Here is a 16,625-nt window from a genome sequence, read left to right on the forward strand (position 1 = left end):
TTTCAATACCATATTGCCAAAGCAATGATTGAACATTTCCTTTGATCGGGAAAGCAGCGCCACCAGAATCAACGCCGCCAGAACGAAGGCATGAGCAGCACCATCATGCTGAGAATCTCCAGCCGCCCCAGCAGCATGGCGAACGAGCAGACGGTGAGCTGGAAGCTGTTCATCACCGCATACGTCGAGGATGGCCCCACCAGCCCCAGCCCAGGGCCGGTGCAGTTGATGCTGGCGATCACGGCGGAAAAGGCGGTGACCAAATCCAGATCGGTAAACACCAGCACCAGCCCCAGCAGCACGATGGCAGTGATGTAGAACATCATGAACGCCAGCACGGAGAAAATCACCTTGCTCTCCACGATGTTCTGGTTGAGGCGCACGGGATTGAGCACGGTAGGATGCACCAGGCGCGTCAGCTCCCGCGCCGCCTGCTGCACCAGAATCAGCACGCGCAGCATTTTCACTCCCCCGCCCGTCGAACCTGCGCTGCTGGCCACCCCCGAGAGCAGCAGCATCAGCAGCGGCGCAAACGCGGGCCAGCTCAAATAATCCGTGGTGGCATAACCCGTGGTCGTCGCCAGCGAAATGGTATTGAACATGCCAAACCGCAGCGCATCGGCAAACGCATAGGTATTCTTCGACCACAAAAACAAGCTCACCAGCAGGCCCGAGCCGACCAGCGCCAGCAGCGTCGCGCGCAGCTCCGCATTGCGCCAGGCCCCGCGCAGGCTGCGCTTGCGCACCGCCACGAAATACAACGCGAAGTTGCAGCTTGCAATGAGCATGAAACCTACCGCAATGGCCTCCAGCAGGGGCGAGTCGAAATAGCCAAAGCTCGTGTCGTGCGGCGACAGCCCGCCCAGGCTGACGGTGGTGAACATGTGCATCAGCGCATCGGCCGCATCCATGCCGCCAGCCCAGAACGCCACGAAACACGCCAGCGACAGCCCCAGATACACCGACCACAAGCCCTTGGCCGTGTGGGTAATGCGCGGGGTGAGCTTGGTGTCCTTGATCGGGCCGGCCACCTCGGCCTTGAACACCTGGCTGCCGCCCACGCCCAGCATGGGCAGAATCGCCACCGCCAAAATCAGAATCCCCATGCCGCCGAGCCACTGCATGAAGGTGCGCCACAGGTTGAGCGACAACGGCAGCGACTGCAAGCTGCTGAGCACCGTGGCGCCACTGGTGGTCAAGCCGGAAACGCCCTCGAAAAATGCGCCCGCAAAGCCCGGGTCCTGCCCCACCTGCCGCAAGGCCAGCCAAATCGGCACGCTGGCAAACAGCGGCAGCAGCAGCCACACGCAAGTCACCAACAGCACGCCGTGGCGCGGCTGCAATTCCTGCCGGTGCCGGCGCAGCTTGTAAAAAACCACCCCCCCAATGGCGCAACCGCCCAGCAAACTGCCCGCGTAATCCAGCCACAAGCCATCTTGCTGCCAAAGCGATACGGCCAGGGGTGCACTCAGGCACAGGGAAAAAATCACCAGCAAACCAGCAAACAGGCGGGCTACGGGTTTGACATCACTCATGAAAGACCACTATTTCTATAGCAAGCGCAACGGCGCTGGATTGTCGCCGCTGCCAGGGCTTTGCCGGAGCAAAGCTGCCCCATCCGTCACAACGGCGCGCCAGGCGCTGCAAAAGGCTGTAGCGGGGACGATGACGGGGATGCTTGCAGGCAGGAGGCGTGCAGCCCGCCTGCGAACGCGCTTGGGTAACGCCATTGCAGGCCCAGCTCGCGCTTGATGCGGGTGTTGGGCAGGCGGCGCGATTCGCGCAAAAAGCTCATGCGGTTTGCGCCCAGCGCCTGCTCGGCCTCGGCCAACGAAAGGCGCGGCGGGCGCGGCAGGCCCAGCACGTCTGCGGCCTGATCGAAAAACTCGCCCAGCTTCATCACGGCATCGTCCACCGCGTTAAACACCCGCATGGCGCGCACACGCCAGACGGCCAGCCAGCAGGCACGGGCCAGGTCGTCGGCGTGGATGCGGCTGATATACACATCCTCGCGCGCATGCAGCACCGGCGCGCCGCTGCGCAGGCGTTGTGCGGGCGAGCCGAGGGCGCGATCGGGGGCGTAAATACCAGGCGCGCGCAAGATGGCCACAGCCACGCCACGGCGGGCCAGCGCACGCATGCGGCGCTCGGCATCGACGCGGCGCACCGCCCGCGCGCTGCCGGGGGCCACGGGGCGGGTTTCGGGCGCCCAGTCGCCGCCGCAATCGCCATACACGCCGGTGGTGGAGACATAGGCCAGCGCACGCAAGCCTGCGGCCACAGGCGCGCCAGAGCGTGTGTGACGGGCAGAGGCAGAGGCAGAGGCAGAGGCAGAAGCGGCAGAGGCAGCGCGGTAGCGACGCCATTGGCGCACGAAGTGGGTGGCGCGCTGGTCCGTCACGCCCGTAGGCTGCGGCGGCGCCAAATAAAGCACGCGGGTGGCCCATGCGGCCACGCGGCGCAGTGAGGCGGGTTGGTCCAGATTGCCCAGCACCGGAGTGATGCCCGCCGCACGCAGCAGGGGCTGGCGCGCAGCCTGGGAGGTCAGCGCCAGCCAATGCGGGCGGGCGGGCGCGGCAGATTGGGCAAACTGGCGCACGGCGCGCAGGCCCACATCGCCGCACCCAATCACCAGCACCCGCTCGCGCCGAAAACGCGCGGGCAGGCCGCGCCTGGGCCGGGTGCCTGGGGCGGAGCGAACAGCAGCGGAGCGGGCAAACCGGCGAGTCAAACGGCCAGAGGCAGGCATGGCAAGACGTGCAAAAGGGCGGCAAAAAGGGGCAAAGGGAGGGGTTGAGCCAAAAGCCTGTTCAAAGGCAGGGCCTGCGGCGACAAATACCCATCAATCAAATCAAAGGAAAATCAAACTCAACACCATCATGCCGAAATAGGCATGAATTTTTTCCTTTTGATTGATAAAAAATCACACTCAAAGGCACTCCAAGCCTGCAAAAGGCTGAACGGGCGCCCGCCCCTCCTTGCGCCTTATTTCTCGGCAAAGGCGCGTTCGACCACGAAATCGCCCGGCGTGGAGGTGTTGCCCTCCACAAAGCCGCGCTGTTCGAACAGCTCTTTCAAATCCGCCAGCATGGCCGGGCTGCCGCAAATCATGACGCGGTCTTCCTCGCGGCTGATCTCGGGCAGGCCCAGATCGGCAAACAGCTTGCCGTTTTCGATCAGCGTGGTGATGCGCCCCTGGTTGCGAAACGGCTCGCGCGTGACGGTGGGGTAGTACAGCAGCTTGCCCTTGATGTATTCGCCCAGCAGTTCATGCTCGGGCAGGGTGTGGCAAATCAGCTCCTGATACGCCAGCTCGTTCACAAAGCGCGTGCCGTGCACCAGGATGACTTGCTCAAAACGTTCGTAGGTTTCCGGATCGCGGATGGTGCTGAGAAACGGCGCCAGGCCGGTGCCGGTGGAGAGCAAATACAAACGCTTGCCCGGGCGCAGGTAGTTGAGCAGCAGCGTGCCCGTGGGCTTGCGCCCCACCAGCAGGGTGTCGCCGGGCTGGATGTGTTGCAGGCGCGAAGTCAACGGGCCGTCGGGCACTTTGATGCTGAAAAACTCCAGATGGTCTTCGTAATTGGCGCTGGCAATGCTGTAGGCGCGCAACAAGGGCTTGCCATCGACGCGCAGGCCGATCATGGTGAAGTGCCCGTTGGAAAAACGCAGCGACGGATCGCGCGTGGTGGTGAAACTGAACAGCGTGTCGTTCCAGTGGTGGATGGAGAGGACTTTTTCTTCGTTGAATGCGCTCATTGGTCAGGCTTTCGGAAGGGACGCCACGGGCGTCAAAACAGGCGCGGATTCTCCCCGTTTTTAGGTGTTCTTTTGCCAGAGAGCGCATTCGCGCCGTGGTCTTTCCCTCCCCCTGGCGCAGCCATGAAAAACGGCGTGTTTCAGGCACGCCGATCAGGCCAAAAATGAGCGCCTGCGCAAAGGCTCACTTCAAGTTGCCAGACAGGAAGCGCGCCAGGCGCTCGCTGCGCGGGTTGCTCAGCACATCCCGCGGGCAGCCCTGCTCTTCCACCAAGCCCTGGTGCAAAAAGACCAAGTGGTTGGAGACTTCACGCGCAAAGCCCATTTCATGGGTGACGATGATCATGGTGCGCCCTTGCTGCGCCAGCAATTGCATGATGCGCAACACCTCGCCCACCAGCTCGGGGTCCAGCGCGCTGGTAGGTTCGTCAAACAGCATGACCTCCGGCTCCACCGCCAGTGCGCGGGCGATGGCCACGCGCTGCTGCTGCCCGCCCGAGAGTTGGCTGGGGTATTTGTCTTCATGCCCTTTGAGGCCGACCATGTCCAGGTAACGCCGCGCGGTTTCGATGGCGGCGGCCTTGGGCTGCTTGAGCACATGCACGGGCGCTTCGATGATGTTTTGCAGCACCGTCATGTGCGCCCACAAGTTGAAGTGCTGGAACACCATCGTGAGCTTGGTGCGAAAACGCTGGAGCTGGGCAATATCGGCCGCGTGCAGCTCGCCATCGCGGGCATCGCGCTGGAGGGCCAGCTCCTCGCCAGTGAGCACGATGCGCCCTTCATTGGGGCGCTCCAGCAGGTTCATGCAACGCAAAAACGTGCTTTTGCCCGAACCGGAACTGCCAATGATGCTGATGACATCGCCCGCCCTGGCGGCCAGCGACACGCCTTTGAGCACTTCGTTGGCGCCGTATCGCTTGTGGATGTTCTCCACCTGGAGCTTGATGTCTTTGGGGGATGGGGTCATATGCAGGTGCTCAATGCTCCAGATAAGAGGTGTAGCGTTTTTCCGCCAGACGGAACAAGGCCATCATGGCAAAGGTAATCGCGAGGTACAGGCCCGCCGCCACGAGGAAGGCTTCGAACGTCAGATAGTAGTCGCTGTTGATCGTCTTGGCCGCGGCGGTGATTTCCAGCAGGGCGGGCACGGTGCTGGCCAGGCTGGTGCCATGCATCATCTGCATCACTTCATTGCTGTAGGGTGGCAGCGCGCGGCGCATGGCGCTGGGCAGGATGATGCGGCGCATGGCTTGCCAGCGCCCCATGCCCATGGCGTAGGCAGCCTCCACCTCGCCACGGCGCGTGTCGCGAATGGCGCCGGCGAGGATTTCCGCCAGATAGCCGCCGTGGTTGAGGCTGAAGGCCAGCATGGCGCAGAACACGGAGCTTTTGAACAGGCCGAAAATCCACCAGTCGTCCCACAGCGCCTGCACCCAGGCCAGTTGGGCAATGCCGTAATAAATCAGGTAAATCTGGATCAGCAGCGGCGTGCCGCGGATGACGTAGGTAAAGCTCGACGCCACGGCCTTGAGCGCCCGCGAGCGCGACACCAGCATCAGCGCCCCCGCCACACCCAGCACGCCGCCAAACACCAGCAGGCCCGCCAGCATGGCGAACGTGCCCCACATGCCGCGCAAATAAAGCTGCCAGGTGGCGCCTTCGGAAAAAATGCTCCAGTCCATGAACGGCTCTCCTTACAGGCGCACTTCTTCCGTGCCCAGGCTGTAGCGCGCGTGGATTTTGCGCAGCGCCCAGAGCGAGACGGTCGTCATCAGCAAATACAGCACCGCCGTCATCAGCACAAAGCTGAAAGGCTCGCGCGTGGCCGCGCCGGCTTTGTTGGCCAGATAGGTCATGTCGTGCAGGTTGATCAGGCTCACCAGCGCCGTGGCCTTGAGCAGCGCCATCCAGCTATTGGTGAAGCCGGGCACGACGTAGCGAATCATTTGCGGCAAGGTGATGCGGAAAAACACCTGCCAGCGCCCCATGCCAAAGGCCAGCCCGGCCTCGCGCTGGCCTATGGGGATGGCCTTGATGGCGCCACGGAAGTTCTCCGTCATGTAAGCGCCGTAAATAAAACCAATGGTCAGCACCCCCGCCAGCATCGGGTTGATGCGCACGCCGGCGCTGTAGCCCAGCTTTTCCAGCGTCAGATTCAGCACGGTGCTGCCGCCGTAGAACACCAGCAGCATCAAGATCAGCTCCGGAATGCCGCGCACCACCGTGGTGTAGAGCTGGCCCAGCAGCATCAGCGGACGATTGCGCGAGAGCTTGGCCGCTGCCCCCAGCAGCCCCAGCACAATGGCGACGGCCAGCGACAGCAAGGCCACCTCCACGGTCACGAGCGCGCCTTTGAGGATGGAGAGGTAATAAGCGGAATGGATCACGGCAAGGCCATCTAAGTCAGGGCGCCAAGTCTGAAAAAGGAAAAAGGGCGGGCATAGGCACCCGCCCAGAGCAAGCGCTTACGCGCGCACCGGCAAGGTTTCAACCCGTAAAGGGCTTAATCCGTGCCGTAGGGGTCGAAGTCGAAGTATTTTTTCGCAATTTCGGCGTATTGGCCGTTTTCGCGCAGCTTTTTGATGGTTTGGTTGAGCTGCTCTTTCAGCTCCGGCTGGCCTTTGCGCAGGGCGATGCCCATGCCGGCGCCGAAGTATTTGTCGTCGAACAGGTCATTGCCCACGGTGGTGTAGCCCTGCCCTTCGGGCTTGCGCAGGAAAGCGCCGGTGACTTCCACCTTGTCGGCCACCGTGCCGTCGAGGCGGCCGGCGTTGATGTCCAGATAAACCTGGTCTTGCGCTTCGTAGGAAACGATCTTCACGCCTTTGGGCGCCAGCTCGCCGTTGGCGTAGCGCTCTTGCGTGCTGCCTTTGAGCACGCCCATGGACAGGCCCTTGAGCGATTCATGACCTTTGTAGTCCAGCGTTTTCTTGACCACGATGGCGCTGGGCGTTTTGTAGTAACGGTCGGTGAAGTCCACCACGCGCTGGCGCTCCTTGGTGATGGACATGTCGCTGATGATGACGTCGTAGTGACGGCTTTGCAGGCCGGGGATCATGCTGTCCCAGACCTGTTCGACGAAGACGCATTTGCGCTTGAGTTCGGCGCACACGGCTTCGGAGAAATCGATGTTGAAGCCGACCAGCTTGCCTTGCCCGTCCTTGTACACGAAAGGCTCATAGGTGGGATCGACGGCGACGCGCAAATCCTGCGCGGCAGCGCCCAGCGATACCGCAGAGAGTGCGCCCAGCAAGACGGCCTGGATGATGTGCTTTGTCATGAAAACTCCTGTGGGAGGGTTGCGTAATAAGCCGGCGATTCTAGTGCGAGCGCGACACGCCCTGGCCCGGGGAAAACCGCTAGAGCGTGTTCGGCGTCTTGGCGCGCAAGCTCAGCGGCCAAATGGGCCATGCGGCCATGCGGCGCAGCGCCTGGCCACTTGCTCCAGGCGTGGCAAGCCGTACATTTCATCTATCAAAAGGAAAACAAATGCCCTGTTTTCGGCAAGATAGGCAAGCACCCTCTTTTCCTTTGATTGAAATTTCAGAATAACCAATCAAAGGAAAACCAGCTTCAATCACAACATGCCGAAAACGGGCGGTTTACTTTCCTGATGATCTGGAATAAGAAACGGATTTTCAAACCTGGCGAAGCACTTGCGCGGGCTTGAAGCCGAAGTCGCCCTTCTTGCCCTTTTGGCCGCGCTTGCCCTGGGCATTGGCGAGGCTGCGCAGCTCCAGCGTTTCCTCGCGCTCCTTGCCGCCGCGGCCCACGCCAGCGATGCGCACGCTGCGCGCGTAGGCGGCGGCGCCGGCCAGGCGGTCTTGCGCCTCCAGCGACAGCAGCAGCAGGCCGCGCCCGCCTTTGGGCTGGTGTTTCAACTCGGTCAGCGCAAAGGTCAGGATGCGCCCGGCGGTGGAGACGGCGCACACGCTGCTGGCTGGTTCGGCCTGGCCGGGACTGCCCGCCAGCGAGGGGGCGCACAGGCTTTCGCCTTCGGCCAGGGTGACAAAGACTTTGCCCGCTTTCTGGCGCGAAACCATGTCGCCCACTTTGGCCAAAAAGCCGTAGCCGCCCGAGCTGCACAGCAGCAGTTGGGCCTCGGCCGGGCCGGCGAAGTAGTGCTGCACGGCGCTTCCAGGCTCCAGCTCGATGAAGGCGGTCAGGGGCTGGCCGTCGCCGCGCGCGCCGGGCAGCGCGGCCACGGGCACGGAGTACACGCGGCCATTGCCGCCAAAGGCGAGCAGCACGTCCACCGTGCGGCATTCGAAGGTGCCGTAAAGCGCGTCGCCCGCCTTGAAGTGAAAGCCTTGCGGATCATGGCCGTGGCCGCTGCGCGCGCGCACCCAGCCTTTGCGCGAGACGACGACGGTGACGGGCTCGTCGATGATTTTGATCTCGGCCACGCTGCGCTTTTCTTCCTGGATCAGGGTGCGGCGCGCGTCGGCGAATTCTTTGGCATCGGCCTCGATTTCCCTGACCATCAGGCGCTTGAGGCTGGCGGGGTTGGCCAGCACGTCCTCCAGCTTGGCTTGCTCGGCGCGCAGCTCGGCCAGTTCCTGCTCGATCTTGATGGCTTCCAGCCGCGCCAGTTGGCGCAGGCGGATTTCCAGGATGTCCTCAGCCTGGCGCTCGGTCAGCGCAAAGTGCGCCATCAGGGCGGCTTTGGGCTCGTCGCTGTGGCGGATGATGGCGATGACTTCATCGATGTTGAGCAGAACGAGCTGGCGCCCTTCGAGCACGTGGATGCGATCGCGCACCTTGCCCAGCCGGTGCTGGCTGCGCCGCTCGATGGTGCGCTGGCGAAAGGCAATCCACTCCTGCAACACCTGGCGCAGCGATTTTTGCGCGGGCTTGCCATCCAGGCCCACCATCGTGAGGTTGATGCTGCATGAGCTCTCCAGGCTGGTGTGCGCCAGCAGCGTGCCGATCAGCTCCTGCGCGCTGGTGCGGCTGGATTTGGGTTCGATGACGATGCGCACGGGCGCATCCTTGTTGGATTCGTCGCGCACGCCATCGAGCACGGCCTGCACCGTGGCCTTGAGCTGAAGCTGCTCTTGCGTCAGCGACTTTTTGCCCGCCTTGAGCTTGGGGTTCATCAGCTCCTCGATTTCTTCGAGGATGCGCCGCGCGCTCACATTGGGCGGCAGCTCGGTGACCACCATTTGCCACTGGCCGCGCGCCAATTCCTCCATCACCCAGCGCGCGCGCACCTTGAGCGAGCCGCGCCCGCTTTGGTAGGCGGCGGCGATCTCGCTGGCGGCGCTGATGATGTGGCCGCCGCCGGGGAAATCCGGCCCGGGCAGCAGCGCCAGCAGGGCCTCGTCGCTCACATCGGGCGTTTTGATCAGGGCCACGGCCGCATCGGCCACTTCGCGCAAGTTGTGGCTGGGGATTTCGGTTGCCATGCCCACGGCAATGCCGCTGGCGCCGTTGAGCAGCGTAAAGGGCAGGCGCGCGGGCAGTTGGCTGGGCTCCTCAAACGCGCCGTCGTAATTGGGGGTGAAATCCACCGTGCCCTGGTCGATCTCCTGCAACAGCAGGCGCGCGATTTTGCTCAGCCGCGCCTCGGTGTAGCGCATGGCGGCTGCGCCATCGCCATCGCGGCTACCGAAGTTGCCCTGGCCGTCGATGAGCGGGTAACGCTGGCTGAAATCCTGCGCCATGCGCACCAGCGCGTCGTAGGCGGCGCTGTCGCCATGCGGGTGGTATTTGCCCAGCACATCGCCCACCACGCGCGCGCTCTTGACCGGCTTGGCCGCCGTATTGCCGCCATAGGCCAGGCCCATTTGCTCCATCGTGTAGAGAATGCGCCGCTGCACCGGCTTTTGCCCGTCGGCCACATCGGGCAAGGCGCGGCCCTTGACCACCGAGAGCGCATATTCCAGATACGCCCGCTGGGCATAGGCGGCCAGGGAGCTGTCATCGCCATCGCCCACGCGCGGCGGCTGCGCCGCAGCGGGCGGCCCGGCGGCATCGCGCTCGCTTTCAGCCAAAAAAACAGGCGCATCCTCGGCGCCCAGGGCCTGCGCGGCCTGATCGGTATTCATCGTTTGCATGCAATAGGGGGAAATCCGCCGCCCGCTGGCGCAGCCAGCCTGGGCATGAATTGAACGCGGCAATTGAAGTGCGGCGATTGTAGTGACACGCCCTGCCGGGCCAGACGCCCCGCGCCAGCGCAACCAGAAAACCCCTTTCAACGCATTTTGATGCTGCTTGACCATGAGGCGGCGTCAACCTCTGGCGCGGCTTTTGCGTTTTTTTGCACTGCAACATATATTTGTATTTTGCAAAAGCGCCAGGGAGGGACTGGCCGCTTTTTTGCCCTTCAGCAGGCCATTGGCCACAAGCCATTCAATGCCTGCGCAAGGTTCACCGTTCTGACCCCATAACGCACTATGCCTGAAGTGAAAACACCAACGCCAACCACCAACTCCTCCGCCCCCGCAAGCGCCAAGCAGGCCGCTGCCCCGGCACCCGCGCAGACCACGCCCGCTGCAACGCTCAAGGAAAAGCCTCAGCCGCTGCACATCCCCATCCGCTCGCTGGGGCCTGTGCATCGCCCGCAAATCCTGGAGCATTTGCTGAACCTGAGCGACCGCGACCGCTATTTGCGCTTTGGCTACCCGGCCTCCAACACGCAAGTGGAGCGCTACGTGGAAAACTTGGATTTCCAGCGCGACGAGATTTACGGCATCCACAACCGCAAGCTGGAGCTGATTGCCATGGCCCACTTGGCCTTTGACCCGCCTGCGGAGGGCAAACCCCGCGCGGCGGAGTTCGGGGTATCCGTCTCGGGCGCTTACCGTGGCCGCCATCTGGGCAAGCGCCTGTACGACCGCGCCATGATGCACGCCCGCAATGAAGGGGCGGAGATCATGTACATCCACGCCCTGAGCGAAAACGCGCCCATGCTCAAGATCGCCCGCAATGCCGGTGCGGTCGTGCAGCGCGAAGGGGGCGAATCCGAAGCCTATCTGCGCCTGCCGCCTGCCAACCTCAACTCCCGCCTGACGGAAGTGTTCGAGGATCAATTCGGCGAAATGGATTACCGCATGAAAGTGCAGGCCTACCAATTCCAGGCCTTTCTGGACGGCTTGCAACGCTGGAGCGACCCGGCCCGCCTGGGCAAGAAAAAAGAAGACGAAGCCCCAGACCAAAACCCATAACGCCTTCGTTCAGCCTGCCGCCACGCCCGCGCCCAGCGGGCGTTTTTCATGGACGCGCACCATCGCGCCAGCGCTCCGCCCCCGGTTTGCACCGCCTTGGCCGGTGCGAAAATCGCCCCTCATGAAAAACATCGTCATCCTCATCTCCGGCACTGGCTCCAACATGGCAGCCATTGTCCAGGCCCAGCGCCAGCAGCAATGGCGCGAGCGGCACCAGGCCGAAGTCGTCGCCGTCATCAGCAACCGCGCCGATGCCGCCGGTTTGCAAAAAGCCCAGGAGGCGGGCCTGGCCACGCAAGTGGTGGAGCACAAGAGCTTCCCCACCCGCGAAGCCTTCGATGCCGAGCTGGCCCGCGCCGTGCAAGCCTACGACCCCGCCCTGGTGGTGCTGGCGGGCTTCATGCGCGTGCTCACGCCCGTGTTCGTGGAGCCGTTCGAGCGGCGGCTGATCAACATCCACCCCTCGCTGCTGCCAGCTTTTCCCGGCCTGCACACCCACCAAAGGGCGCTGGATGCAGGCTGCCGCTTCACCGGCGCCACCGTGCATTGGGTCACGCCCGAGCTGGATGCCGGCCCCATCATCGACCAGGTGGCCGTGCCCATCCTGCCCGGCGATACGGCCCAAAGCCTCACGGCCCGCGTGCAGACGCAGGAATACCTGCTCTACCCCCGCGCCATTCTTCAGGCGCTCCAGACGATTACAGCCTAACCACCCAATCAAAGGAAAAACAACTCAATACCCATCATGCCAAAACAGACATCTTTGTTTTCCTTTTGAATTATAAAATCCTTCGCTGCCTGGCGCAGCCATGCCACTGTTACTCTTTTTATGATCCCTGCCACACCCACTTTCGTCCTGACCCTCTCCTGCCCCGATCGCAAAGGGCTGGTGCACGCCGTCTCCGGCTTTTTGCTCGAGCAAGGCGGCAACATCGAAGAAGCCGCCCAGTTCAACGACCACAGCACCGGCCTGTTCTTCATGCGCCTGCAATTTCGCGCCCCCGAGCGCAGCCTGGAGCAATTGCAGCAAGCCTTGGGCGAATTCGCCCCGCCGCTGCAAATCACCTGGAGCCTGCACGACGCCTGCACACCCGTGCCCACCGTCGTCTTCGTCAGCCGCGAGGGGCATTGCCTCAACGATTTGCTGTTTCGCTTCAAAAGCGGCCTGCTGCCCATCGACATCCGCGCCATCATCAGCAACCACCGCGATTTCTACCAACTGGCGGCCAGCTACAACGTGCCCTTCCACCACATCCCCGTCACCAAGGACAACAAAGCCCAGGCCGAAGCGCGCCAATACGAAATCATCCAGGGCGAAGGCGCCGAACTGGTGGTGCTGGCGCGCTACATGCAAATCCTCTCGGACGATTTCAGCCAGAAACTCGCCGGCCGCGCCATCAACATCCACCACAGCTTCCTGCCCAGCTTCAAAGGCGCCAAGCCCTATTACCAGGCGCACGACCGCGGCGTGAAGCTCATTGGCGCCACCGCCCACTACGTCACCGCCGATCTGGACGAAGGCCCCATCATCGAGCAGGACGTCGCCCGCGTGGACCACAGCCTGACCGTGGAAGACCTCACCGCCATCGGCCGTGACACCGAAAGCCAGGTGCTGGCGCGCGCCGTCAAATGGCACAGCGAGCACCGCATCCTCATCAACGGCCAGAAAACCGTGGTATTTCGCTAAGGCGCATGGGAGCGCAACGCAACGCATGGCCCGTAAAATGGCCGATTTTTTCGGCCCGCCATGCCCGCCAAAGCCCGCGCCCCGCTGCCCAGCACCTACGAAGCCGCCCTGGAGGAACTGGAGCAATTGCTCGCCCAAATTGAGTCCGGCCAATTGCCGCTGGAGCAGTTGCTGGCCGGCTACCAACGCGGCGCACAATTGCTGGCGTTTTGCCGCAGCCGGCTGCAAGCGGTGCAACAGCAAATCCAGGTGCTCGATGGCGACATCGCCCGCAGCCTGGACGAAACCGCCATCGCCGCCCCCGATCAAGCCGCTAATTAACCGTTGATGAATTAACCGCTTGATTGACCTCTGGTCAACCGCCGCTTCGCCCTGCAGACCGCCGCCGTGCCGCAGCGCCGCCTGCCCGCCACGGGGAAAGGCCGCAACTGCCACGCCCCATCACACAGGAACCCCGCTTTGAACCCAGCCGCCCCCACGCCACCCGCCCCCGACAACGGCCCGCGCGACTTCGCTGCCTGGATGCAGGCCCGCCGCGCCCAGGTCGAGGCCGCGCTAGAGCAAAGCCTGGCCCCCGCGCTCTGGCCCGCCGCGGTTGCGCCTTTGGTGCAGGCCATGCGCTACGGTGCGCTCGGCGGCGGCAAACGCCTGCGCGCCCTGCTGACGCTGGCCGCGCACGAAGCCCTCTGCACCCAGGCAGACATCCCCAGCGCGCAGCGCAGCGCCTGGGCGCAAACCGCCATCCGTGCCGCCTGCGCTGTGGAGCTGATCCACGCCTATTCGCTGATCCACGACGACATGCCCTGCATGGACAACGATGTGCTGCGCCGTGGCAAGCCCACCGTACACGTACAGTTTGGCCAGGCCACCGCCTTGCTGGCGGGCGATGCCATGCAGGCGCTGGCGTTCGAGTGGCTGACCCCCCCCACGGACGCCACGCCCACTGAAACCGCCCTGCCCCCCGCTCAACAATGGGCGGCCCAGGCCCGCCTGTGCAGCCTGCTGGCCCGCGCCGCTGGCCCCAGCGGCATGGCAGGCGGCCAGGCCATCGACCTGGCCCACGTCGGCCTGGCCATGAACCAGGCCCAACTGCAACACATGCACGAACTGAAAACCGGCGCACTGCTGCTGGCCAGCGTGCAAATGGGCGCGGCCTGCGCCCCCAGCGCTTCGCCCGCCATCGGGCAAGCCTTGCACCAATACGGCCAGGCCCTGGGCCTGGCCTTCCAGGTGGTGGATGACGTGCTCGATGCCACCGCCGATTCGGCCACGCTGGGCAAAACGGCAGGCAAGGACGCTGCCGACAACAAGCCCACCTACGTCTCCATCATGGGCGTGCAAGCCGCGCGCGCCTATGCGGACGAGCTGCATGCGCGCGCCTGCGCCGCGCTGGAGGCCGCACCCGCCCTGGCCGCCTCCCCCTTGCGCGGCCTGGCCGATCTGGTGGTGCAGCGCGCGCACTGAGCGCAGCCCCCGCCCCATGCGTTGACGCATCCGCCATGCCACCTTCCCCCGCCGAGCCATCGCACAACAGGACTCCCCACATGACCGGCCCAGCCAGCTCCCCCCTCGACGCCTTTCCCCTGCTGGAATCCATCAACGACCCGCAGGACTTGCGCCGCCTGCCGCGCGAGCGCCTCAAACCCCTGGCCGAGCAGTTGCGCGCCTTCTTGCTCGCCAGCGTCGCCCGCACCGGCGGGCACCTCAGCTCCAACCTCGGCACGGTGGAGCTGACGCTGGCGCTGCACTACGTCTTTGCCACACCCCACGACCGCCTGGTGTGGGATGTAGGGCACCAGACCTACCCGCACAAAATCCTCACCGGCCGGCGCGAGCGCATGGCCACGCTGCGCCAGTTGGGCGGCATCTCCGGCTTTCCCGTGCGCAGCGAAAGCGAGTACGACACCTTTGGCACCGCCCACTCCAGCACCAGCATTTCCGCCGCCCTGGGCATGGCGCTGGCCGCCGCGCGGCGCGGCGAAGACCGCTGGAGCGTGGCCATCATTGGCGACGGCGCGATGACCGCCGGCATGGCCTTTGAAGCCATGAACAACGCGGGCGTGGAGCGCGACGCGCGCCTGCTGGTGGTGCTCAACGACAACGACATGAGCATCAGCCCCCCCGTGGGCGCGCTCAACCGCTACCTGGCCCAGTTGATGAGCGGCCAGTTCTACGCCGCCGCCAAAAACGTCGGCAAAGCCGTGCTGCAACCCGTTCCGCCCCTGTTCGATCTGGCCAAGCGCCTCAAGCAACAGGCCAAAGGCATGGTGCTGCCCGCCACGCTGTTCGAGAAATTCGGCTTCAACTACATCGGCCCCATCGACGGCCACGATCTGGACGCGCTCATCCCCACGCTGGAAAACCTGCGCCAGCTCAAAGGCCCGCAGTTTCTGCACGTCGTCACCAAAAAAGGCCAAGGCTACAAACTGGCCGAGGCCGACCCTGTGGCCTACCACGGCCCCTCCAAATTCGACCCCGCCGTAGGCATCGTCAAACCCCAAACGGCGCCCAAACCCACCTTCACCCAAATCTTCGGCCAATGGCTGTGCGACATGGCCGCGCAAGACGAGCGCCTCATCGGCATCACCCCCGCCATGCGCGAAGGCTCGGGCATGGTGGAGTTCCACCAGCGCTTTCCCGAGCGCTACTTTGATGCGGGCATTGCCGAGCAACACGCCGTCACCTTCGCCGCAGGCCTGGCCACGGAAGGCTTCAAACCCGTGGTCGCCATTTACTCCACCTTCTTGCAACGCGCCTACGACCAGATGATCCACGACGTGGCGCTGCAAAACCTGCCCGTGGTGTTCGCGCTGGACCGCGCGGGCCTGGTCGGCGCCGATGGCGCCACCCACGCCGGGGCCTACGACATCCCCTTCGTGCGCTGCATCCCCCACATGGCCCTGGCCTGCCCGGCCGATGAGCGCGAATGCCGCCAACTGCTCAGCACCGCTTACGCGCAAAACCACCCCGTGTGCGTGCGCTACCCGCGCGGCGCAGGCGCAGGCGTGGAGCCACTGGCCGACCTGGAGCCGCTGCCCTACGGCAAGGGCGAAGTGCGCCGCACCTCCAGCCAGCCTGCCCGCAGCCAGGAAAGCGGCCAGGAGCACACGCCCGGCCAGCCCCCGCGCATCGCCATCCTCGCCTTCGGCACCCTGCTCTACCCCGCGCTGCAAGCCGCCGAGCGGCTGGATGCCACCGTCGTCAACATGCGCTGGGCCAAACCGCTCGATGAAGCCCTGCTGCACGAGATCGCCCGCACGCACGACGCGCTGGTCACACTGGAAGAAGGCGCCCTCATGGGCGGCGCAGGCAGCGCCGTGCTGGAATCGCTGCACCAGGCCGGGCTGCTGCGCCCCGTACTGCAACTGGGCCTGAAGGACGAATTCATCCCCCACGGCGACCCGGCCAAGCTGCTGGCCCTGCAAGGGCTGGATGCGTCAGGCATCGAGCAAAGCATCCGCAGCCGGTTTCTGGCCTGAAAGCGGCCTGAGCGCCACTGGCGTAAGAGGCTGTTCAAAATCTCGGCGCGAGTGGACAAGAAGCGGTTTGGGATGGGCTGCAAGGCGCAAAACACAGCCATAGCGCCCGCTATGGCGAGGCTTTGCGGGCGCCGCAGACCGCCCAAATCCGCTCTCTTGACCGCCGCGCAAAGATTTTGAACAGGCTCTCAGAGGCTGCGCACGCTGGCAAACGCTGGCAAGGGCAGCGCCGCCCCTGTCAGCGTCGCTGACTGAACACCCGCCTGCGCCGGTGTGACGAGAACAAGCGGCGCGTCTTGCAGGAAATGTCTTTATGAGAATCTACAGGTCGACCTGCCAAGGGTCGATCACGGCCACGCCTGCCGCTTTGAATGGCGCGGTGTCGCGGCTGCGACTTGACGGCGCCTTCCAGGATGCTGCGCACCTCCGCCTCGGTGCTGCGCCCATGCTCGGCCGCACGCTGCGGCAGCGCCAAGCCAGCGACGTGATCGAGCAACTGCTGGCCCGGCTCGGGTAAGGGCTGGCCGC

The 16,625-nt window shown here is 64.2% G+C and carries 15 protein-coding genes; 6 read left to right on the top strand and 9 right to left on the bottom strand.

What is annotated here, in order from left to right; translation table 11 throughout:
- Window positions 1-68: 68 nt before the first annotated feature.
- The 8 genes from EBQ26_RS00840 to parC all read right to left on the bottom strand — a co-directional run bounded on the left by EBQ26_RS00840 (window position 69) and on the right by parC (window position 9,812).
- Window positions 69-1,535, bottom strand: a complete 1,467-nt coding sequence (locus tag EBQ26_RS00840) for a TrkH family potassium uptake protein (RefSeq protein ID WP_122237131.1) — start codon at window positions 1,533-1,535, stop codon at window positions 69-71.
- A gap of 86 nt (window positions 1,536-1,621) precedes the next feature.
- Window positions 1,622-2,749: an NAD-dependent epimerase/dehydratase family protein gene (locus EBQ26_RS00845; RefSeq protein WP_122237132.1), complete on the bottom strand. Its 1,128-nt coding sequence runs from the start codon at window positions 2,747-2,749 to the stop codon at window positions 1,622-1,624.
- A 236-nt stretch (window positions 2,750-2,985) separates the two neighbouring features.
- Window positions 2,986-3,759: a ferredoxin--NADP reductase gene (locus EBQ26_RS00850; protein ID WP_122237133.1), complete on the bottom strand. Its 774-nt coding sequence runs from the start codon at window positions 3,757-3,759 to the stop codon at window positions 2,986-2,988.
- A 184-nt stretch (window positions 3,760-3,943) separates the two neighbouring features.
- Window positions 3,944-4,729, bottom strand: a complete 786-nt coding sequence (locus EBQ26_RS00855; protein ID WP_122237134.1) for an ABC transporter ATP-binding protein — start codon at window positions 4,727-4,729, stop codon at window positions 3,944-3,946.
- A gap of 10 nt (window positions 4,730-4,739) precedes the next feature.
- Window positions 4,740-5,444, bottom strand: a complete 705-nt coding sequence (locus tag EBQ26_RS00860) for an ABC transporter permease (protein ID WP_122237135.1) — start codon at window positions 5,442-5,444, stop codon at window positions 4,740-4,742.
- Window positions 5,445-5,456: 12 nt separating this feature from the next.
- Window positions 5,457-6,149 (bottom strand): ABC transporter permease, encoded by a 693-nt coding sequence (locus EBQ26_RS00865; RefSeq protein WP_390614151.1) that lies wholly within the window; start codon window positions 6,147-6,149, stop codon window positions 5,457-5,459.
- A gap of 116 nt (window positions 6,150-6,265) precedes the next feature.
- Window positions 6,266-7,042 (bottom strand): transporter substrate-binding domain-containing protein, encoded by a 777-nt coding sequence (locus EBQ26_RS00870; RefSeq protein ID WP_122237136.1) that lies wholly within the window; start codon window positions 7,040-7,042, stop codon window positions 6,266-6,268.
- 358 nt (window positions 7,043-7,400) lie between these two features.
- Complete coding sequence (parC, locus tag EBQ26_RS00875) at window positions 7,401-9,812, bottom strand: DNA topoisomerase IV subunit A (RefSeq protein ID WP_122237278.1); 2,412 nt, start codon at window positions 9,810-9,812, stop codon at window positions 7,401-7,403.
- Window positions 9,813-10,160: 348 nt separating this feature from the next.
- On the opposite strand from parC, the gene EBQ26_RS00880 reads away from it, so the two are divergent.
- From EBQ26_RS00880 to dxs, 6 genes are all read left to right on the top strand, one after another.
- Window positions 10,161-10,931 (top strand): GNAT family N-acetyltransferase, encoded by a 771-nt coding sequence (locus EBQ26_RS00880; protein ID WP_122237137.1) that lies wholly within the window; start codon window positions 10,161-10,163, stop codon window positions 10,929-10,931.
- Between the two features lie 121 nt (window positions 10,932-11,052).
- A complete protein-coding gene (gene purN / locus EBQ26_RS00885; protein ID WP_122237138.1) occupies window positions 11,053-11,640 on the top strand; it encodes a phosphoribosylglycinamide formyltransferase in 588 nt (195 codons plus the stop codon).
- A 120-nt stretch (window positions 11,641-11,760) separates the two neighbouring features.
- Complete coding sequence (gene purU, locus EBQ26_RS00890; RefSeq protein WP_122237139.1) at window positions 11,761-12,618, top strand: formyltetrahydrofolate deformylase; 858 nt, start codon at window positions 11,761-11,763, stop codon at window positions 12,616-12,618.
- Window positions 12,619-12,678: 60 nt separating this feature from the next.
- Window positions 12,679-12,939, top strand: coding sequence for an exodeoxyribonuclease VII small subunit (locus tag EBQ26_RS00895; protein ID WP_122237140.1), 261 nt, complete (start codon window positions 12,679-12,681; stop codon window positions 12,937-12,939).
- A 201-nt stretch (window positions 12,940-13,140) separates the two neighbouring features.
- A complete protein-coding gene (locus EBQ26_RS00900; RefSeq protein WP_122237279.1) occupies window positions 13,141-14,082 on the top strand; it encodes a polyprenyl synthetase family protein in 942 nt (313 codons plus the stop codon).
- A gap of 80 nt (window positions 14,083-14,162) precedes the next feature.
- Window positions 14,163-16,097, top strand: a complete 1,935-nt coding sequence (gene dxs / locus EBQ26_RS00905) for a 1-deoxy-D-xylulose-5-phosphate synthase (protein WP_122237141.1) — start codon at window positions 14,163-14,165, stop codon at window positions 16,095-16,097.
- Between the two features lie 238 nt (window positions 16,098-16,335).
- Here dxs and EBQ26_RS13180 read toward each other — a convergent pair whose 3' ends face one another.
- Window positions 16,336-16,593, bottom strand: a complete 258-nt coding sequence (locus EBQ26_RS13180) for a FitA-like ribbon-helix-helix domain-containing protein (RefSeq protein WP_122237280.1) — start codon at window positions 16,591-16,593, stop codon at window positions 16,336-16,338.
- Window positions 16,594-16,625 lie beyond the last annotated feature (32 nt).

The sequence above is a fragment of the Allofranklinella schreckenbergeri genome (assembly GCF_003703475.1).
Taxonomy (GTDB): Bacteria; Pseudomonadota; Gammaproteobacteria; order Burkholderiales; family Burkholderiaceae_C; genus Lampropedia; species Lampropedia schreckenbergeri.